This is a genomic window from Vibrio profundum, from assembly GCF_050337555.1.
Classification (GTDB): Bacteria; Pseudomonadota; Gammaproteobacteria; order Enterobacterales; family Vibrionaceae; genus Vibrio; species Vibrio profundum.
Genome location: NZ_JAKJTA010000007.1, coordinates 93,509 through 112,586 on the forward strand (window position 1 = coordinate 93,509; position 19,078 = coordinate 112,586).

Sequence of the window (19,078 nt, forward strand, 5' to 3'; positions counted from 1 at the left end):
CTAGTTTTACACCAAAAATGCAACATCCCGTATCAAAAAACGCCACATCTTTCGGCGAGTTTAAATAGGGGCGGTAGTCTAGCATTTTTTACAAACTTGACGCCACGATAACAATTGAATGATTGCTCAATTTGGTTTGAATTGAATAATAGAATACGGTGAAAGATCATATCTTTGAACCGCCGCACAGTCAGTAAATTCGTTACATTTTGCAATACAAAATCCGCATCGCAATGTCGTTCCCCACGCCCTCTGACTCAACTAGCATAGCACAGCAAACGAACAGCAAGTTGATGAACTGACTCCAATTTAACCAACACGCAACAATTACATACAAATTAAGAGTGTTTTTTCTCCCCACCCATACAGGCTGGACTTTCAGGTACTAGCTGATTTTGCTGTTGCCACTCTTGGGCCGTATAAGTATTAATGGATAAAGCATGGATATGCTCCGCCAACTCTACCGCCAAGACTTGATTGACCGCGCGATGACGAGCAATCAAACGCTGGCCTTCAAACTCAGCACTCACTACGACGACTTTAAAGTGGCTTTCTGAACCTTCAGGTACATTGTGCATGTAACTTTCGTTGATCACTTGCAAATGCTGTGGGGCAAACGCGTCGGTTAATTTTGTTTCTATCGTATCTTTGATCATGGTTGGTCCTTATTGAGCAAGGTTGGTCCTTATTGAGCAAGGAGTGCCAATCTGCGTTTTCGCGTGAACAGTTTCCCGCAATCGACAATCGCGGCTTATACTGTTTTTCAGCAGCACACCAAAAATCAGTCTGTCACAACGGATAATTTGCAGCGACCGACAAACAGCCGCGATAAATTTGCACGCTATTGTACGGAATTAATCAGGTGCTGTGGCGATTTTACCTAGCTAAAAGAATGCACGAAAGGTTTTGGTATATTGTTGTGTAAGCATTTGCGAGAATAAGGCCCAACATCAACGCCGTATGAATATCATGAAACTAGAACTGAACTTATTAGATAGAGAACTTACCCTGCAACGCTTCCCAAAGCGTGCTAATGAAACCTTGCAAGCATGGGATGCAGGCGATGAATATATCATCCAACATGTGGCGGAGCAGCAGCTGGATACGGGTAAGCATATTCTAGTTTTAAACGACAACTTCGGCGCGCTGTCGTGCTGGTTCTCACAAGATCATCGCGTAACCATGATGAGCGATTCGTTTATCTCGCACAGAGCAACACTGAAAAATCTGCAACGCAACGAGTGTAATCGTATTGAATTTTTAACCGCGATGGATGAATTGCCACAAGACATCGATCTGGTTTTGTTTAAATTACCAAAAAACAACCGCCTACTGACTTGGCAACTGCATCAACTGCGTAGCCAACTTAGTGACAACGTTCCTGTCATCGGCGTCAACAAAGTCAAAGAGATCCACACCTCAACACTGAACCTGTTTGAAAAACACCTAGGGCCAACCACAACATCACTGGCCAAGAAAAAACACCGCCTAGTGTTCTCGACACCCGACAATACCTTACAGACTCAAGTCGAGCCCAACACAGAATGGAAAGTAGATGGTGAGTCTATCCATCTGAAAAATTTACCCAATGTTTACTCAGGCGAGTCACTCGATTTAGGCGCTCGCTTTATGCTAGAGCACATCCCCGAAGATCCAGAGCTTCGCCATATCATCGATCTTGGTTCCGGCAATGGCGTCCTGGCAGTAAAAGCTGGTCAGCTCAACCCGCAAGCGCGTATTACGTGTGTGGATGAGAGCTTTATGGCGCTCGATTCAGCCAAACAAAACTTGATCGATAACCTAGGGCCTGATCGCAATATTCAGTGTATTGCCAATAACTGCCTTGATGGCTTTAAGCAAGACAGCAGTTACTTAGTATTGTGTAACCCTCCTTTCCATCAAGGGTTAGCCATCACCGATCATATTGCGTGGCAAATGTTCTGTGATGCACAGCGAGTTCTGAATACAGGCGGACAATTAATTGTTATCGGCAACCGCCACCTCAGTTACGATGAAAAACTGGAAAGGTTGTTTGGCGAAGAAAATGTAGAGACACTGGCGACCAACAATAAATTTGTTATTTTACAAGCAACTAAATAATTCATTATTATATCCATGTCACCTCAGGGAAAGTAAGGGAAAAAACCATGAGAAAACTGGTCATTTTAGTATCGATCGCATTGCTAAGTGCGTGTTCATCTCCACAACCAGAACAAATTAATTTCACCCCAACGGCTGTACACAGCCAAAATCAGATGGTGCATGGAAAAGCATTTAATCTAACCAGCAAAGACGTACGTTCTGCGCAATATATTGCCTTAGTCGACAGCGGCCGATCTAACATCGAGCCACTGCACTCAAGACAAAATGTTCGTATCGCCCTAGAAAATGCTCTGTCTGAGCAATTCAAATCACAAGGCTACCAGCTTTCGGTCAACAGCCCGAACTCCGTTGAACTAGACATCCAACAATTGCTAGTCAACGTGAAACACTCAGTGATGAAAAACACCATTGAAGGCGATGTGACAATAGTGGTAACGGCGCGCACTGCACAAGGTAAACTAGTGAAAACCTACCATGGTGTGTCGAAGAAAACTGGCCTACTTAGTGCTTCCAACAAAAACATTCAGCTCGTGTTGAATGATTTAGTGGACCATGTGCTCAAGGAAATTGCTCACGACAAAGAACTTCAAACTTACATGAAGGATAATTTTTAATGATGCGAGCAATTATTGCTTCACTGGCTTTGTTTAGCTGCATGGTGTTTGCAGGGCCAAAAGTGTTAATTGAAACCAATATTGGCGCCTTCACCGTGGCGCTAAATTCGGAAAAAGCGCCGATCACAACGCACAACTTTCTCAGATACGTGAAAGATGGTAGCTATGTCGGCAGTATTTTCCACCGTATCATTCCCGGATTTATGGCGCAGGGAGGCGGGTTTGATCAACAAATGAACCGTCTCAAGAGCTATGCACCCATCGAGAATGAAGCGAGTAATGGATTGAAAAATGACACTGCCACCATCGCGATGGCACGTACCAGCAATCCTGATTCAGCCACACGCCAGTTCTTCATCAACTTATCAGACAACGACTTCCTCAACCAGACTGGCGGCCAAACTGGCTATGCTGTGTTCGGAAAAGTAGTCAAAGGCTTTAACGTCGTAGAAGAAATGGCAAAAGAGCCAACCCATTCTCTGGGTCAGATGCGAGATGTACCGGTTAAACCTATCGTCATTACCAACATCAAGGTCATTAAAAACAGCTAACTAGCTCACCCCCTGCTCCGAGCGCCTCTGCTCGGAGCATCTTTTCTCATTAGGATCTGTTATGTCTATCGACTCCACGCCTTTTTCTTGGAAGGAAACGCTGCGCTCCTATCTCGACAAACGACTACTTTGGGTGTTCATGTTGGGCTGCTCAAGCGGCTTTCCTTGGGTCCTCATCGGCTCGAACATGTCGGGGTGGTTAAAAGACTCAGGGTTAACCCGCACTGATATCGGGTATTTTGGCAGCGTATTTGTTGTTTATGCGATCAACTTTCTCTGGGCGCCTTTAGTCGACCGCGTCAAACTACCAGTGCTGTACAACTTACTTGGCCAGCGACGCAGCTGGATTTTACTGTGCCAATTCATTGTGCTAGTGCTGACCATTTTCATCGCAGGTACCGATCCAGCGCACGATTTAATGGTGACCTCAATGCTTGCGTTAGGCATTGCGACAGCCTCAGCTACCCAAGATGTGGCCATCGATGCGTTTCGCATCGATACTTTCCCTAAATCTGAATCAAGCAAACTTCCACAAGCTTCAGCCATGGCTGTCATTGGCTGGTGGACTGGCTATTCGCTACCCGGCTACCTTGCCTTTAGCAACGCCGATAGCATTGGTTGGAATGGCGTTTACTATGGCATGGCGGGCGTGGTGGTCATTCTGATGCTGTTTACCTTATTCACCACTGAACCTGTAACCCACCGTGATGAACTACAAAAGCAAGCTGAGAAAGAACACTCTAAAGTCGTGGGTTCCACGTCACTGGCATGGCTAACGGTTACCTTGGTTGAACCTTTTCGAGACTTTTTCAACCGCAATGGAACCCGTGTAGCCATCACCTTACTCTTGTTTGTATTCCTATTTAAAATTGGCGAAGCCTTCTTGGGCAGAATGTCTATTCCGTTTTATAAAGATGTCGGCTTCACCAACGAACAAATTGGCGAATACTCCAAGCTCATCGGCTGGGGCGCAACCGTGGTCTTCACGATCATTGGCAGCATGATCAATGTTCGTTTCGGCATCATCAAAGGGCTGATGATCGGCGGTATTGCCATGTCGGCCAGTAACCTCATGTTCTCGTGGATCGCGCACGTTGGCCCTGATGTCCATGTGTTCTTGGCAACGATCATCGTCGACAACTTCACCAGCGCATTTGCCACCATCGCTTTTGTGTCGTTCTTAACGCTACTCACTGGGCAAGCTTTCTCAGCCACCCAATACGCCTTGCTCGCGTCGTTGGGTAACTTGGGCCGTACCACCCTCGCCTCATTTAGCGGCGCATTGGCCGATTACCTCAATAATTGGTCAACGTTCTTTGTGCTAACAGCCGTGATGGTCATTCCAAGTTTGATCATGCTGTATTCTCTCAGACACTACTTCGCGGCCATTTTGCAAAGATCTAAGCAAAAAGAAGAACAAGAGAACGACTTAGAAAGCAGCAATTCTTAAAGTATTTATCCAACAATACGACAACGATAACGAAGCGGCCATATTGGCCGCTTTTCTTCATTTTGCCACCGCATATATTCCGCCACTCAAAACCCCAGCTAAACGTTTGCTATTTCCCTAGCGCCATTTTCTGCAGCAAAATGGCAAACGATTGCATCGCTCAATAGCTCACTACGCTAAAAGTTCCATTGATAATATTATTAATGTGATCTACATCACCAATTATCTGTAATATTACGCAATTACACCCTTTAAATTGTCGGAAATATCGTTATCATGCAGCGCGAACGAATGACGAAGAGCGCACGTATTGGCGCCCTTAATAGATTTGACTGAGAGAATTCCACACTATGCGTAAATCACTTCTTGCTGTTAGCTTACTGGCTGCACTTTCTGCACCTGCTTTTGCTGCTGATTACTCAGACGGTAACATCCATAAAAACGACTTCAAATGGATGCAATTTAACCTAATGGGTGCGTTCAACGAAAAGCCTGGTAACAACAGCCACGATTACGGTGAAATGGAATTCGGTGGCCGCTCTGGCTTGTTCGACCTATACGGATACGTTGACGTATTCAACCTGCTTAGCAACCCAAGCAGCGACAAAGCAGATCAAGACAAAATGTTCATGAAGTTTGCGCCTCGTCTATCTCTAGATGCGCTGACTGGGAAAGACCTATCTTTTGGCCCTGTTAAAGAGCTTTACATTGCTTCATTGATGGAATGGGGAGGCGGTACTGACGCAACGCCTAACACACAAAAAATCGGTCTAGGTTCTGACGTCATGGCGCCTTGGTTGGGCAAAATGGGCTTAAACCTTTACAAAACTTACGATTCAAATGTGAAAGACTGGAATGGCTACCAAATTTCGACTAACTGGTTCAAACCGTTCTACACTTTTGCGAACGGCACTTTCCTATCATACCAAGGTTACATCGATTACCAATTCGGTATGAAGTCTGAATATACAACTGAGAGCAAAGGCGGTGCAATGTTTAACGGCCTATACTGGCACTCAGACCGCTACGCAATCGGCTACGGCATGAAACTATACAAAGATGTATTTGGTATTAAAGATACCCCAGGATTCCGCACATCTGGCGTGACTAACTACATCGACGTGAGCTACAAGTTCTAATCAGAACCCTGCTCAACTCGATATACTAAAAAATGGTGCCTTAGGCACCATTTTTTGTTGGAATTTACCTTTATCCTCATTATTCTTGGCGTCAAAAATACGATGAGGTGAATCGATGAATATTGTGGTTATTGGTCCGGGGGCAATTGGCTCACTGTGGGCGACCTCTTTGCAGCACGCAGGCCATCAGGTATCCCTTTGGAGCCGCCAACAAGCCCACCATATTTCACTTCAGTTAAATGACAGTCCTGCACTTGGTTTTCAGCATAACGATCTAGACTCTACTCGCCGCGCCGATCTTATTCTAGTCACCGTTAAAGCTTGGCAAATCGAACAGGCGATCGCCCCAGTCATCAAATACATCGATCCCAATTGCATGCTGATGCTGATGCACAACGGCATGGGTGCAGTCGATTCAATCTTGCCACAAGTGAAGCACTTGCCCGTATTGCTCGCCACTACTAGCCATGGCGCTTATCGCCCTTCGCCGCAACGAGTGTTGCACACAGGCCAAGGTCGCACGCAAATCGGTGGCTACAACGAACTTGGCAAGCGCTGCACATTTATCTGCGATGTGTTTAATCATGCACTGCCAGAATGCGAATGGTTTGACGATATCGAGCAAGCCCTATGGCAAAAGCTCACTGTAAACTGTGCGATTAACCCGCTAACGGCTCTAGGGAACTGCAAAAATGGCCAGCTTGGCAAGGCTCGCTACCAAGCCGATATTAGCGCCGTTGTCAAAGAAGCCGTGGCCGTAATGCAAGCTGAAGGCCTGAATGCCGACCTCACCTCGCTTACTCACACAGTGCAGCAAGTGATCACAGCCACCGCCAACAATTTTTCATCAATGCAACAAGATGTCTTCTACACTCGAAAAACAGAAATCGATTTTATTACTGGCTATCTGTTAAAACGCGCACAACACCATGGAATCGCCACTCCAGTGAATCAGCGCTTATATCAAGCAATCAAACAGCAAGAGCCTGTAATTCAAACTAAGTAATCATAATGACAAAGAAAATATTAGTGCCTATCGCTCCGGGCACGGAAGAAATGGAAGCGGTCACCGTCATCGATATGATGGTCAGAGCAGGCTATGACGTGGTCGTGGCCAGTGCCGATTTCGATGGCAAGCTCACCATGACGGCCTCACGCGGCGTGATTCTCACCGCCGATTGCTTATTGGTCGATGTCGCCGATGATGAATTTGATGCCGTGATACTTTCGGGCGGCTTGCAAGGAGCCGAAATGTTTCGCGACAGCCCAGTGCTGCTGGAAATCGTCAAGCAGCAACAATACGATGGCAAGCTTGTCGCTGCGATTTGCGCCGCGCCCGCTCTCGTGCTGCAACACCATAACCTCTACCCAAAAGCACTGATGACTTGTCACCCGAGTTTGCAACACACTATCGCTAGCGACAAGTTGCGCGCCAAACGTGTCACCTATGATATTGACCACAATCTGCTCACCAGCCAAGGGCCGGGCAGCGCGCTCGAATTCGCTATGGAAATCATCATTAAACTTTCGGGGAAAGCCCACGCATGGAGCGTTGCAGAGCCGATGGTTCCCCTACCAAATCTACATTACAACATCTTGGGTGAACCACAATGATTAACGTAGATGCAATAAGACAGCAGTTCCCCGCTTTACAACAAAATGTGAATGGCGAGCCACTAGTGTATCTTGACAGCGCTGCCACCACACAAAAGCCACAAGTGGTGATTGATGCCATCAGCCAATATTACCAAGCGCAAAATGCCAATGTGCACCGTGGCAGTCACTCGCTCACCGCTAACGCCACCCAACAATTTGAAGCAGCGCGTAATACGGTCGCCGAATTTATCAGCGCGAAAAGCAGCGACGAAATTATCTGGACGCGCGGCGCCACCGAAGCGCTTAATCTCATCGCACAAACCTACGCACGCAGCACATTGCAGCCGGGCGATGAAATTTTAGTGAGTGAGATGGAGCACCACGCCAACATAGTGCCATGGCAAATTGTCGCTGAGCAAACCGGCGCGATCGTGGTAAAAATCCCGATGAACAACGACGGCCAAGTCTCGATCAACGAGCTAAACCCTCTATTATCTGAGCGCTGTAAAATCGTCGCTTTAGCGCAAATTACCAACGTGACCGGCTGCCGGTTCGATCTCAAACCTTGCATCGAAGCTGCGCACCAAGTCGGCGCGATTGTGGTCGTCGATGGCGCGCAAGGCATCGTGCACCAAGCCACCAATGTGCAAGAACTCGATGCCGACTTCTACGTGTTTTCTGGCCACAAGCTCTACGCTCCCGCAGGCATCGGCGCGTTATATGGCAAGTATGCCCTGCTCGATGCCATGCCTCCGTGGCACGGCGGCGGAAAAATGGTGGAGAAAGTATCCTTCTCTGGCACCACCTTCTCTGGCGTGCCGGCCAAGTTTGAAGCAGGCACACCCAACGTGGCAGGTGCCATCGCCCTAGCCACCGCGATTAATTGGTATCAAACCTTCCCATTAGCCGATGTGGAAGCCCACATCCACCAGTTGCAAGCCAAAACGTTTACTGAGCTCAGCCAAATCGAAGATCTGAAAATCCTTGGCTTCCAGCCAAAGTCCAGCATTATTTCGTTCGTGATTGATGGCGTACATCACCAAGACATCGCCACCCTACTCGACCAACAAGGCATCGCCGTCCGCTCCGGCCACCATTGCGCCCACCCGCTGATGGAAGCCTTCAAAGTGAAAGGTACTGTTCGAGTCTCGTTTGGAATTTATAACACAATGGAAGATGTGAAACGATTGGTAGCAGCGCTCCATAAGGCCATGGATATTTTGTGATGGTGGTTGATTGTTAGGGAAGACAATCACAGCTAAGAACTTTGTGTATTGAAAAGTAGCGTCAGGGTTGAAACTAATATTTGCCCCTAAGCAAGCCAGCTCTCTCAGCTGGCCACGTTGCATTAAGGCTTCTTTACCCTCATAAAACTAATTTGAAACTCGTCCAGTATATTTGATGTTGATGTTTGGAGTGTGAAGAGAGCCATGGACATTTTTAGCCTTATTTTGAGTCCAAACAGTCAGCATTTCCTAAGTGGTTAATACACACGGTCTATACTAAATTGAAGCATTTACCACGACTGGGTAACGAACGATGACGCAGCGTAATATTCATGGACTCTGGACGATGAGTTTCGAGAACCGATTTCTTATTACCGAAGTGCAAGGGGCAACCAATAAAGAGGCTGCTCAAGCCTGGTTCAATGAAAGGAAACGTTTTGTCATCGCAAGGTAGTGATAACTTGCCGTGGGTAATATTGCAAGATTGTCGCCAGTGGGAAATAACATCGCTAGATGCTTGGAGCACCGCCAATGATATAATAAATTGGATGCTTGAACACAACTGCATCTATGTTGCCTTTGTGTTTTCCATAAAATTACAACAATTTGCTTTTGATAGCGAAGTACATAATGCGAGCAACTTGCATTTTCATTTCGATTATAAAGAGGCTTATCAAGCCTGCCTAGATACGCTCGAAAAATCTCAAACCAGAAAAATCAAGTAACTTCTTCCCCGAAGCGGGTCTATTTGTTGTAAGAAGCTATGCACATTGGTTGGCTAAAATCAGTCCATTAACGAGCGAACCATACTGCTTAAGTCAAAACACTATAGGACTGAACTATAATCGATTGAATAACTACTAAGGCTGAATTTAACCACTTATGAAGTTCATAACGATTGGGCTGATATGCACCTGCTTTGTATGTTTACCTGTCAAAGGTATAACTATAAACGCAAGTTGCGCAGAAGGTATGGTATCACTATGTTATCGTGACAAAGAAGATGGTGCATTATCTGGTTTAGCTGTTGATGTTATGAATGAAATTGCTCGCCGACTAAACTCCCAGATCACGGTAAGCGGATTACCTTTTAAACGCATCATCTTAAACATGGAGAGAGGTCAGAGCGATATCACATCACCGATTCAGTACATCGAGGAAAGAACTCCTTTTATCCGTTACTTATCTACTCCTATAATTAGTCGATTTGAAATCTCTGTTTATGGAAGAAACGCCCCGTCCTTAGACTTCTCTGGGGTAGATAGTTTTTACGGGAAAAACATCGGCTTAAGACGAGGGATACGTTACAGCCCAGCTCTCGATAAGGCACTAGAAAGTGGAACTACAAAATCGGTGCGCGTTAATACTGATCAACAACTGCTGGCTATCTTAGAAAAAGGGCGAGTTGACTTTATTATTATGCCTAATTTTTCTTTTGAGATACTGGGAGAAGCATCTGAAGTCACCCGGTATGGGAGCTTAGAAAAGCCAATCGACGTATTGGTTGGTGTGTCAAAGAAAGGGCAACTGTTCCCACACGTAGAACAAATAGATCAAATGCTTAGAGACATGCAGCAAGATGGGACGCTTACCGAATTTAGGCAAAGACACTCTGTTTCAAAATATTGAACAACATTGACTTTTTTTGCCCCATAGCTGCCTGGCCGCACTAAATCGCTGTGTGGTATTAACGAAGGTTTACCCTCATAAAAGTAATGCATCCAGCTTACCTTCATCAACATTGGAGCTTGGTTCATAGAACCGCTCATACTTATCGCGGATAATCAGCCGGAATTGTCTACTCTACCCAATATTTACAAAGAGACCAATTGCAGAGGGAAATGATGCAGCTGACAGCTTTAATTGAAAATACACGGCTAGATAGTCGACCTGATCTCAAAGTAGAGAGAGGTTTATCGTTCCACGCAGAAACAATGGGTAAACAAATACTCTTTGATACTGGTAATAGTCAGGCGTTTTGTGACAATGCCAAACGACTAAACATCGACATGAAATCTATCGATGCTGCCGTGATTTCACATCACCATCATGATCATTGCAATGGTGTTACTCACTTCCTTTCTCTCAACTCTGACGCTCCAGTGTTTATTCGGGATTGTGAAGATATTGAATACGTTTTTAAGGCTTTCGGCTTCAGGAACAACGTAGGTTTCAATAAAAGTGTACTGAACCAGTCCCTACAGAGATTCGTTTTTGTCGACACTTTAACCGAAATATACCCTGATATTTTTATTGTTACAGAGTTAAGCAATCAGTACCCCCCTCCCTAAAGGAAACAAATATCTTTTTACTCAAAGTGATACAGGCTATCACGCTGATACCTTTAAGCATGAATTACTACTTATAGTGAAAGAGGATGATGGCATAGTCATCTTTACCGGATGTGCCCACAACGGTGTACTTAACATGCTAGAGACAACAGTCCAGTTGTTCCCAGGTTCTAGGATCAAAGCTGTTGTGGGTGGTTTTCATTTGGTAGGCCTTCCTTTATTTAATAGCATAGGAGGTAGTAAAAAAGATATTGAAGCCATTGGAGAAACATTGCTCAGCTACCCCGTGGATAAATTATATACAGGCCACTGCACGGGGAAAAAGGCATACGGAATACTTAAGAACGTACTTGGTGATCGACTTGAGTACTTTCCAACAGGTCGAAGCCTGACCATATAGGGTTATATCACCAACTGGAAAATTTATCTGGGGCAGTGGCCGTTAAAGAGGAGGCATTTTTCCGAACATGATATTGTCCACGAGCTTCAACACAAATTTGCCCCAATTTCATTTAGCCCTACAAAGTCGTGAGTACAAGTTGAGCTAAGTTTGGCCGACTAAAAGTGGACTGCTCAGGCTGGAGCAGATCACCAGCCTAGCTGAAGCAGATCAAGCAACCAGTTAGTCGCATAGATCAGTAGAAAGGTCAGAAGGACTAGAAGGACTAAAAGGAATAGCATCATTGCCAACTTTTTCATGAAGCTTGGTCTATCAAATACCGCGCCTTCTGCTTCCCTAACCCTCCTCTCTTCATCAAAATGCCATTTAATGGAAAAGTAAGCTCCAACGCCTAATACAATAAGTTTAAACGCTCCAGCAAAGTACGGAAAGAAGTTAGCCCAACTGCTGTTCATTTTCTATCTCCATCAAATTATCAGGGTGGTGCGAACATTACACCGCTTATCACACATTAAAAAGGTCCGTTGTGGCCATATTTGTCGTTATCTAAATTCATAACACAGTGTCTAATATTGGTAGAATAGAAACTAAGACCATCGCAGCAAGGCTAAGGTTAAAAGAGCGCTGTTTTAGTGGTGTATTTAAATAAACACTGAGCTTCTTTCCGACACAAACCCAGAATAGGTTGGAGAATAAGCCAACTACGGTAAATATACATAGGATTAAAACTACCGAAAACCAATAGTGAGAAGGAAGGCTATAGCTAGTAACTAAAGCGATAGAGCTCATCCAAGCTTTGATATTACCAAGCTGAAAAAATGTTGCTTGGGTGATATTAAGTGGTTTGTTCTTGGTTGCTTTTCCTGAAAATGGGTTAGTGCATAACAGCTTTATCATTAACCAGAGCATATACGACAAACCAAAAAGCTTTAGTGTTTGATACCAATTAGGATTAGATTGAAGAGCAACACCGACACCACAGGCGCAGAGCAACAATAACCCAATTATACCAATACGAATACCAATGATATGTCGGCATGATTTCATGACCCCAAACTGTGCTCCTGAACTGGCAAGCAAAAAGTTGTTAGGTCCTGGTGTAATAGTTGCGACAAGTGCGAACAAAGACATCGCTGGTATAACGCTCCATAATATGGTCATTTTCTTACTCTTAGAGAATTGCATAACTCAGGGTAAATGAGAAAAGTTGTTCATACCTATTGTTTATGCGTCACCATGACAATTCTTTAGTTTCATTCGGATGAAGCATTATCTATCCTGTATACAATGTTAAATTGTACCCCCACAGAGAGAGACAATGTTCATTCCAGATATATCAGGGCGATCTGGGCCTATATTTATAGCGTTGGCTGACGCATTTTCTGAAGTAATCGAAAGTGGTGAGCTTAAGGCAAGCACTAAGCTTCCGCCGCAGCGTATTTTGTCCTATCGGCTTAGTGTGACTGTCGGTACTGTAACCAGAGCGTATAAAGAGCTAGAGCATCGAGGCTTGACGGAGCCAAAAGTGGGAAGTGGTACATACGTTAGAGACTTAAAAACAGAGCAAAATCGATTTTATCACCCAGAATCCAAGCATGAGGGTATTGATCTGGCATTATGTCGACCTTTGCTGTGTTCACAACCTAAGCTATTAGCTAACGCACTGGAAGAGTTGTCCCATGAACCTATCGCACAAACAGCGGTATTAGGGTACTACTCAGCTGATGGAATTCGCGGTCACAATCAGACTCTTCAACGATGGCTTATGGGTAAATTCAACATCGATATAGATGCCCAACGTTTGTTATGGACCTATGGAGGTCAGCACGGGTTATCGACGATTATACATGCTCTAACCCGCCCAAAAGACACCATTATTTCTGAAGGATTATGTTATCCAGAGTTTATTCATGCATGTCAGCAATCTGAACGAAAGTTGGTACCGGTAAAAGTTGATCAATATGGTTTAGACCCAGAAGATTTAGCTTTGGCATGCAAGAGACATCGTCCAAAGTTGCTCTATTTGACTCCGGCAGTTCAAAACCCAACAGGCGCTCAATTGACCGACAGTAGAAGACTGGAAATCATAGAGATATGTCGTCGATATAAAGTACTGATTATTGAAGATGATGTACTTTATTGTCCGCCAAGTAGTCGTAAGTCCCCGTTGGTCGCAATTGCTCCTGATATCACCATTTATGTAAGTAGCTTCTCCAAATACTTTGCCGGAGGTCTACGGGTAGGTTTCATGATTCTGCCATTATCACTTAAAGACTCCCTTCAACGAGCATTGAGAGCCAGTTGTATGAATATCAGCCCTTTAATGGTCGATCTGGTTTGTCGTTGGTTGGCTGATGGATCAATGCAAGCTGTGGACGAAGAAATCTCTATGGAGCTCAGTGCTCGTCATAGGATCTGGAAAACCGCTTTTCCAAAGGTTGAAATAGATGTACTTGGTTACAACGTGTGGCTACCTCTTCCTGAACCATTAACGGGATATCAGTTTGCTCAGTCGTTGCTGGAAAACGGAGTCAGAGTGAAACCAGCAGAGATGTTTGCCGTGGGGCGGTATGAAGCGCCAGCTGCGATCAGAGTCTCTCTGGTAAGCCCTTTAAGCCGTCCGCAATTACAATCTGCTTTGGATATAATGAAAGACTGTATATCGCGGCTTACTTAGAGTAGTGTCATGCTGAACAAAAGATAAAAAGTAAAAATATCAGTATATTGGGGCAATGGGAAGAAATTGAATACCGCTGAGAGAGTCGTCCGTAATGTTATTGGATTATTTGATAACCCACCAGTGACAGTAGCAGGGCCTACATTCACGCCTCGTTCCAATAGGATCTCTTCAATCTAACGATATCGTCAAGATTGGCAACAACCTTTCCCCTTCTCTGATGGATTCTCCTGCATTGGAGGGCAAGGGACAGTGCCATAGGAACAATATACACAGCAGTCACCCGGTTTTGGTTTTAGAAGCTTATGACACGTTTCACATTCATAAAACCACTGACAAGCGTTGGTTGGCATCATTTCGACTTTTTTACTTCCACAAATTGGACAAGTTATTTCAGACTTTAAAATAATGTTGTTCATTGCTTTTTCCCTTCTTAGCTATGGAGGGGTAGCCTGCTTCTGATAATCTCAGTAACGTTTCCGAAGAATACTGGCGAAAGCCTTCAATCGGTTTATGAGACTGGGTGAGTAACTCCGCCCTTGCGTAAAAACGGATAGTTTCTGCATTAACCCCTTCGGCATCAGCCAGTTTCCTTCTTGTAAATATCATAACAATCCCAAAAACACTTTCTTACTACATAACAAGGCACTATAGATATTAGAAAGTAATAGAGCGAGACGGCAGATAAGACACTTTTATTCAGGATAGGCTCGATAATTAGCCCACTCACTCTAACTCATTTCTGTCCAAAAAAGAGAATAAAATCGATCAAACCTTGCAGGCCCATTGTCTTACAGACTACCTCAAACGCCACGCTATGATGCTGCTCACAAAAAAATTGGGCGCTTTTTTCATGAAAAGAGACGGGGATATTGCTGAATAGCTCATTCGTACACTTGTCACCGTCTAGGATCGTCCATTGTCCCCCTCACCGGCTGAAGAATAAAAACCATAAAATTCATAAGTGCGTTTTAATCCACGGGGTTAAATGATCGCACTCACTGTAACTATTTACAAAATTCTCATAATAAGTTCACGTGAAAGCAACATGGAACTTGCATGATGAACGAGAAGACTCTCGACCTGCCGAAAAACAATACAAATACCTTAGCTCGTCTTAACCAGGTGAAAATATTCGGCCTGCCACTGCCTCTATACGCGGCTTTATTCGCGGTCATTTTTATCGCGCACCTTACCGATACCTTACCAAGTAATATTGTGGGTGGGTTTAGCTTTATGTTTGTGGTGGGCGCGCTATTTGGTGAAATTGGTAAGCGACTACCCATATTCAACAAATACATCGGCGGAGCTCCGGTGATGATCTTTTTGGCCACGGCGTGGCTGGTGCATGTGGGTTGGCTTTCTCAAAACGAAGTCAGCACGGTTAGCGCTGTGATGAAAAAAACAGATTTTCTCGATTTGTTTATTGCCGTTCTTCTTACTGGCTCCATTTTGTCGGTTGAGCGACGCTTGTTAATCAAATCTCTAGTGGGCTACATTCCTTCGATCCTCGCCGCCGTCGCGGGCGCGGCGCTGATGGGTATGCTCGGTGGACTGATTTTCGGGATCCCTCTTGATCACGTGCTGATGCTCTACGTACTGCCAATTATGGGCGGCGGTAACGGCGCGGGCGCGATTCCACTCTCGGAAATTTATCACTCAGTCACTGGGGGTTCGAAACAGCAATACTACTCAGTTGCCATTGCTATTCTTACCATCGCTAATGTGGTCGCCATCTTCGCTGCAGCTTTACTAAATAGTTTAGGGGAAAAGCACCCGTCACTGACCGGTAATGGGGAACTGGTGCGCAAATCAAGTTTTGCAGCACACAGCGACAAGCCAGCACCCACCATCACCGCACGTGAGATTGCCATTGGCTTAATGCTAGCAGCGTGTATCTATACCTTGTCGTCAGCACTTTCCACGCATATTCTACCGGGTTTTGGTGATATCAAAATCCACACTTTTGCCTACATGGTGCTCATCGTGGCAGCGCTCAATGCTTGTGGCTTATGCTCGGATGAAATTAAAGAAGGCAGTAAACATTTGGCGTCGTTCTTTTCCACCCATCTACTTTGGGTGCTGATGGTAGGGGTGGGCATTGCCTACACCAACTTAGGCGAAATCATTAATGCGCTGACTTTCACCAACCTGATTGTGGCGACCATGATCGTGATTGGTGCTATTTTTGGCTCCGCACTGGGCGGCTGGGTAATGGGTTTCTATCCTATCGAATCGGCCATCTCGGCTGGACTATGTATGGCGAACCGCGGCGGTTCTGGCGACTTAGAAGTGCTGTCAGCAGCCAACCGGATGAACTTGATGTCTTACGCGCAGATTTCGTCACGCTTAGGCGGCGGCATTGTGCTGGTGATTGCGAGCGTGGTGTTTGGTATGTTTGGGCATTAATTATTGGGCTCTATTCTCCCTGAACCCTCTATTCTATAGGCTGGCGTAAGCCAGCCTTCATCGTTTAACGCTGCTTTCTATTTCCTATTTCATTGTATTTATACTCCCTATTTTTAGCGCTACCCAAGCCATTACTGGATGACTATTTGCTGGCAGAGTGAAAGATTTCTCATTTTTCATGCAAAGTTAGTCGCATTGCTAACGCTCCTCTAACATTGTCTGTTAAGTTACTCATCAATAACCTCCCCCGCTCAAGCACGATCAATCCGCCATGTTTCTATACCCTAATGCTTTCTATTAAGCCTCACCTATCTTCCATGTTATGCATGAATTTTCAGCAACGTGTATTAGCGCTTTTACTGACGATGGTGACCCTGTTACTGCTATTTATCGCCATTTTTTTCCACTATTTTCAGTTTGATACTTTAAAGCGGCAAATCAGTAGCAAAGCATTAATTCAAGCACGCGAAATTGCCAGCGACCCGCAGCTAAGAGCGGCGGTGGAACATCACAGCCCAAATGAGCTTCAGCGGCAGATTACTCGCCTGCAACGCTTAACTGACGCGGCTTTTATCGTGGTGGGAGACATACACGGCATTCGATTAGCTCACCCAAACAAGCACAAAATTGGCCTAGCGATGACTGGAGGTGATAACCGCCGCGCATTGCAGCAAGGCTTACACTACACCTCGATACGAAAAGGCAGCATTGGTTGGTCGGTGCGGGGGAAGTCTCCAATTCTATCCTCCACGGACCACATTATTGGCGTGGTGTCAGTGGGATATTTGCTCAGCACCGTCAGTGCCGATTTATGGCTAAACTCCTTGCCATTTTTCATCATTCTCGGCCTTATATTAATATGTTGTGTCGGTGCATCATGGATCTTTGCCAAACACATCAAGCAGCAAATGTATGGCATGGAACCCAAAGATATCGCCACCAGTCACCACCTCAATGAGTCGGTCTTGTCTGCAATTTATGAAGGCATAGTCGCAGTCGGCCATCAAGGACATATACTGTCGATTAACCAACAAGCTACGTATTTACTGGGCATTGTCAGCTCACCAACTGTGCTAAAAGGGTGCTTAATTCACCAGCATATTACTCCAGCGGATTTCTTCGTGGGTCTAGATGATAGGCAAACCGCGAGCGATTCAGATCGCCACGCTCGATGCATCAGTTGCAATGGCGAAACCCTGCTCGCGACCCGTGTAGCAATGATGGAAAATGGCAAGCGAGTTGGCTGGGTCACCAGCTTTCGCCTACGAGATAAAATCAGCATACTGACCACTCAGCTCAGCCATATCCGCCAGCAAACCGACAACCTACGCGTGCTCAGCCACGAATACGCCAACACACTTTCAATGGTGGGCGGCTTAATTCAAATGGGGCAGCCTGAGCAGGCGCTTAAAGCTATTCGGCAAGAATCGCAGCAGCAGCAAACTTTAATCGATACCGTGACGGCAACTTTTCAACCAAGTGTCGTGGCTGGCTTACTACTGGGAAAATATAGCCGTGCAAAGGAGTTAGGGCTCAATCTACAATTTGATCCCGCTTGTCAGTTATCGCGAAATACGCCATTAGAGGGCGACAAACTGGCAGCCATTATTGGCAATTTGCTCGACAATGCATTTGAAGCAACCCTAAAAAACCCAGACAGTCACCGCCGCATTACCTTATTTGTCAGTGACGCCAACAAAAAAGAGCTGGTGATAGAAGTGTCGGACAATGGTATCGGTATTGATGAGCGAGTGGCGAGTTCGATGTTTGAGCGAGGTGCCACCACCAAATCACAAGCCAACCATGGTATCGGTTTGCACTTGATACAACAGTTGGTCAGCGGCGTAGACGGCACTATTTTACTGGACAATGCCGAGCCCAGCGGCACCATCTTTTCTATTTTTATACCAAACGAGAAATTACCCGATCATGGAAGTTTATGACGTTTTAATTGTTGAGGATGAGGCCAACATTGCCGAATTTCATTCTCATTACCTGCATCAAACCCAGCGTTTTAATCCAGTTGGCATCGCCCATAGCATTGAACAAGCAAAGCAGATGATTCGGCTGCTAAAGCCTAGGTTAATATTGCTCGACAATTATCTTCCCGACGGCTCTGGCATCGAGCTGCTGCAAGAAATCAGCGCCGTGCTCCCGACACCCGATGTCATTTTTATCACCGCGGCCAACGATATGGAAAACGTACGCCAAGGCGTACGCTGCGGCGCATTTGATTATCTGCTCAAGCCCATCTCTTATGACAGGCTCAGCGATTCACTTGAACGCTATCTCAAATACACTAATTCTCTGAAAGCCAGCGACAACGTTAATCAGCGCCATGTCGATCAGCTGTTCAACTTTCAAAGTAAATCTATGCACAGCCCAGCGTTGCCAAAAGGTATCGACGAGCTCACACTAGATAAAGTAAGAGCGGTATTTGATGGCAGCCCGCTTCCACTGACTGCCGAAGAACTTGGCAAGCTGAGTGGCATCAGCAAAACTACCGCTCGACGCTACCTTGAACACCTCACCGCCCAAGGCATTTTATCGGCTGAAATCCAGCATGGTCGAGTCGGTCGCCCTGAGCGTATGTATCAAAAGTTGAAGGCCTAGGCTTGGCTT

General features: G+C 45.5%; 20 protein-coding genes and 1 pseudogene. 16 read left to right on the top strand and 5 right to left on the bottom strand.

Annotated elements, in window-relative coordinates; translation table 11 throughout:
• Positions 1-338: 338 nt before the first annotated feature.
• Positions 339-656 (bottom strand): BolA family protein, encoded by a 318-nt coding sequence (locus L4C34_RS07970; RefSeq protein ID WP_428788811.1) that lies wholly within the window; start codon positions 654-656, stop codon positions 339-341.
• 313 nt (positions 657-969) lie between these two features.
• Here L4C34_RS07970 and L4C34_RS07975 point away from each other — a divergent pair, with 313 nt between their 5' ends.
• The 12 genes and pseudogenes from L4C34_RS07975 (at position 970) to L4C34_RS08030 (ending at position 11,370) form a co-directional block, all read left to right on the top strand.
• Positions 970-2,100, top strand: a complete 1,131-nt coding sequence (locus tag L4C34_RS07975; RefSeq protein ID WP_428788812.1) for a methyltransferase — start codon at positions 970-972, stop codon at positions 2,098-2,100.
• A gap of 47 nt (positions 2,101-2,147) precedes the next feature.
• The gene (locus L4C34_RS07980; RefSeq protein WP_428788813.1) at positions 2,148-2,717 is read left to right on the top strand and encodes a YajG family lipoprotein; all 570 of its coding nucleotides are present in this window, start codon (positions 2,148-2,150) and stop codon (positions 2,715-2,717) included.
• Positions 2,717-3,268 (top strand): peptidylprolyl isomerase, encoded by a 552-nt coding sequence (locus L4C34_RS07985; RefSeq protein WP_428788814.1) that lies wholly within the window; start codon positions 2,717-2,719, stop codon positions 3,266-3,268. Before L4C34_RS07980 ends, L4C34_RS07985 begins: the two co-directional genes overlap by 1 nt.
• Before the next feature lie 61 nt (positions 3,269-3,329).
• A complete protein-coding gene (locus L4C34_RS07990) occupies positions 3,330-4,718 on the top strand; it encodes an AmpG family muropeptide MFS transporter (RefSeq protein WP_428788815.1) in 1,389 nt (462 codons plus the stop codon).
• A 350-nt stretch (positions 4,719-5,068) separates the two neighbouring features.
• Positions 5,069-5,857, top strand: coding sequence for a nucleoside-specific channel-forming Tsx family protein (locus tag L4C34_RS07995; protein ID WP_428788816.1), 789 nt, complete (start codon positions 5,069-5,071; stop codon positions 5,855-5,857).
• A gap of 115 nt (positions 5,858-5,972) precedes the next feature.
• Entirely contained in the window at positions 5,973-6,863 is an 891-nt protein-coding gene (panE, locus tag L4C34_RS08000) for a 2-dehydropantoate 2-reductase (RefSeq protein WP_428788817.1), read from the top strand.
• A 5-nt stretch (positions 6,864-6,868) separates the two neighbouring features.
• On the top strand, positions 6,869-7,471 hold the full coding sequence (locus L4C34_RS08005) for a DJ-1 family glyoxalase III (protein ID WP_428788818.1): 603 nt from the start codon (positions 6,869-6,871) through the stop codon (positions 7,469-7,471).
• Positions 7,468-8,679 carry a cysteine desulfurase CsdA gene (csdA, locus tag L4C34_RS08010; protein WP_428788819.1) on the top strand — a complete coding sequence of 404 codons (1,212 nt, stop codon included), beginning with the start codon at positions 7,468-7,470 and terminating at the stop codon, positions 8,677-8,679. The genes L4C34_RS08005 and csdA overlap by 4 nt, the downstream gene beginning before the upstream one ends.
• Positions 8,680-8,992: 313 nt before the next feature.
• Positions 8,993-9,133, top strand: a complete 141-nt coding sequence (locus tag L4C34_RS08015; protein ID WP_428788820.1) for a hypothetical protein — start codon at positions 8,993-8,995, stop codon at positions 9,131-9,133.
• Complete coding sequence (locus tag L4C34_RS08020) at positions 9,117-9,404, top strand: hypothetical protein (protein ID WP_428788821.1); 288 nt, start codon at positions 9,117-9,119, stop codon at positions 9,402-9,404. The genes L4C34_RS08015 and L4C34_RS08020 overlap by 17 nt, the downstream gene beginning before the upstream one ends.
• 247 nt (positions 9,405-9,651) lie before the next feature.
• Entirely contained in the window at positions 9,652-10,308 is a 657-nt protein-coding gene (locus L4C34_RS08025) for a substrate-binding periplasmic protein (protein ID WP_428788822.1), read from the top strand.
• A gap of 215 nt (positions 10,309-10,523) precedes the next feature.
• Positions 10,524-11,370: pseudogene (locus L4C34_RS08030) on the top strand (MBL fold metallo-hydrolase).
• A 188-nt stretch (positions 11,371-11,558) separates the two neighbouring features.
• On the opposite strand, the gene L4C34_RS08035 reads toward L4C34_RS08030, so the two are convergent.
• Positions 11,559-11,825 (bottom strand): hypothetical protein, encoded by a 267-nt coding sequence (locus tag L4C34_RS08035; RefSeq protein ID WP_428788823.1) that lies wholly within the window; start codon positions 11,823-11,825, stop codon positions 11,559-11,561.
• 97 nt (positions 11,826-11,922) lie between these two features.
• Positions 11,923-12,531, bottom strand: coding sequence for a LysE family translocator (locus L4C34_RS08040; RefSeq protein WP_428788824.1), 609 nt, complete (start codon positions 12,529-12,531; stop codon positions 11,923-11,925).
• Between the two features lie 157 nt (positions 12,532-12,688).
• Between L4C34_RS08040 and L4C34_RS08045 the strand changes: the two genes are divergently transcribed.
• Positions 12,689-14,047, top strand: a complete 1,359-nt coding sequence (locus L4C34_RS08045; protein ID WP_428788825.1) for an aminotransferase-like domain-containing protein — start codon at positions 12,689-12,691, stop codon at positions 14,045-14,047.
• Between the two features lie 188 nt (positions 14,048-14,235).
• Here L4C34_RS08045 and L4C34_RS08050 read toward each other — a convergent pair whose 3' ends face one another.
• Both L4C34_RS08050 and L4C34_RS08055 read right to left on the bottom strand, forming a co-directional pair.
• Positions 14,236-14,466 (bottom strand): GDCCVxC domain-containing (seleno)protein, encoded by a 231-nt coding sequence (locus L4C34_RS08050; protein ID WP_428788826.1) that lies wholly within the window; start codon positions 14,464-14,466, stop codon positions 14,236-14,238.
• Entirely contained in the window at positions 14,441-14,656 is a 216-nt protein-coding gene (locus tag L4C34_RS08055; protein ID WP_428788827.1) for a MerR family transcriptional regulator, read from the bottom strand. Before L4C34_RS08055 ends, L4C34_RS08050 begins: the two co-directional genes overlap by 26 nt.
• Before the next feature lie 453 nt (positions 14,657-15,109).
• Between L4C34_RS08055 and citS the strand changes: the two genes are divergently transcribed.
• From citS to L4C34_RS08070, 3 genes are all read left to right on the top strand, one after another.
• Positions 15,110-16,456 carry a citrate/sodium symporter CitS gene (gene citS / locus L4C34_RS08060; RefSeq protein ID WP_428788961.1) on the top strand — a complete coding sequence of 449 codons (1,347 nt, stop codon included), beginning with the start codon at positions 15,110-15,112 and terminating at the stop codon, positions 16,454-16,456.
• Between the two features lie 317 nt (positions 16,457-16,773).
• A complete protein-coding gene (locus L4C34_RS08065; RefSeq protein ID WP_428788962.1) occupies positions 16,774-18,399 on the top strand; it encodes an ATP-binding protein in 1,626 nt (541 codons plus the stop codon).
• Positions 18,383-19,069, top strand: a complete 687-nt coding sequence (locus L4C34_RS08070) for a response regulator (protein WP_428788963.1) — start codon at positions 18,383-18,385, stop codon at positions 19,067-19,069. Before L4C34_RS08065 ends, L4C34_RS08070 begins: the two co-directional genes overlap by 17 nt.
• Positions 19,070-19,078: the final 9 nt, after the last annotated feature.

Excerpts from the sequence above, each read along its gene's own strand:
- L4C34_RS08025 (WP_428788822.1), top strand. The coding sequence starts at position 9,652 with ATGGTATCACTATGTTATCGTGACAAAGAAGATGGTGCATTATCTGGT.
- csdA (WP_428788819.1), top strand. The coding sequence starts at position 7,468 with ATGATTAACGTAGATGCAATAAGACAGCAGTTCCCCGCTTTACAACAA.
- L4C34_RS08035 (WP_428788823.1), bottom strand. The coding sequence starts at position 11,825 with ATGAACAGCAGTTGGGCTAACTTCTTTCCGTACTTTGCTGGAGCGTTT.
- L4C34_RS07980 (WP_428788813.1), top strand. The coding sequence starts at position 2,148 with ATGAGAAAACTGGTCATTTTAGTATCGATCGCATTGCTAAGTGCGTGT.
- L4C34_RS07990 (WP_428788815.1), top strand. The coding sequence starts at position 3,330 with ATGTCTATCGACTCCACGCCTTTTTCTTGGAAGGAAACGCTGCGCTCC.
- L4C34_RS08040 (WP_428788824.1), bottom strand. The coding sequence starts at position 12,531 with ATGACCATATTATGGAGCGTTATACCAGCGATGTCTTTGTTCGCACTT.
- L4C34_RS08015 (WP_428788820.1), top strand. The coding sequence starts at position 8,993 with ATGACGCAGCGTAATATTCATGGACTCTGGACGATGAGTTTCGAGAAC.
- L4C34_RS08055 (WP_428788827.1), bottom strand. The coding sequence starts at position 14,656 with ATGATATTTACAAGAAGGAAACTGGCTGATGCCGAAGGGGTTAATGCA.
- citS (WP_428788961.1), top strand. The coding sequence starts at position 15,110 with ATGAACGAGAAGACTCTCGACCTGCCGAAAAACAATACAAATACCTTA.
- L4C34_RS08005 (WP_428788818.1), top strand. The coding sequence starts at position 6,869 with ATGACAAAGAAAATATTAGTGCCTATCGCTCCGGGCACGGAAGAAATG.
- panE (WP_428788817.1), top strand. The coding sequence starts at position 5,973 with ATGAATATTGTGGTTATTGGTCCGGGGGCAATTGGCTCACTGTGGGCG.
- L4C34_RS08050 (WP_428788826.1), bottom strand. The coding sequence starts at position 14,466 with ATGAACAACATTATTTTAAAGTCTGAAATAACTTGTCCAATTTGTGGA.
- L4C34_RS07985 (WP_428788814.1), top strand. The coding sequence starts at position 2,717 with ATGATGCGAGCAATTATTGCTTCACTGGCTTTGTTTAGCTGCATGGTG.
- L4C34_RS07995 (WP_428788816.1), top strand. The coding sequence starts at position 5,069 with ATGCGTAAATCACTTCTTGCTGTTAGCTTACTGGCTGCACTTTCTGCA.
- L4C34_RS08045 (WP_428788825.1), top strand. The coding sequence starts at position 12,689 with ATGTTCATTCCAGATATATCAGGGCGATCTGGGCCTATATTTATAGCG.
- L4C34_RS07975 (WP_428788812.1), top strand. The coding sequence starts at position 970 with ATGAAACTAGAACTGAACTTATTAGATAGAGAACTTACCCTGCAACGC.
- L4C34_RS07970 (WP_428788811.1), bottom strand. The coding sequence starts at position 656 with ATGATCAAAGATACGATAGAAACAAAATTAACCGACGCGTTTGCCCCA.
- L4C34_RS08065 (WP_428788962.1), top strand. The coding sequence starts at position 16,774 with ATGTTATGCATGAATTTTCAGCAACGTGTATTAGCGCTTTTACTGACG.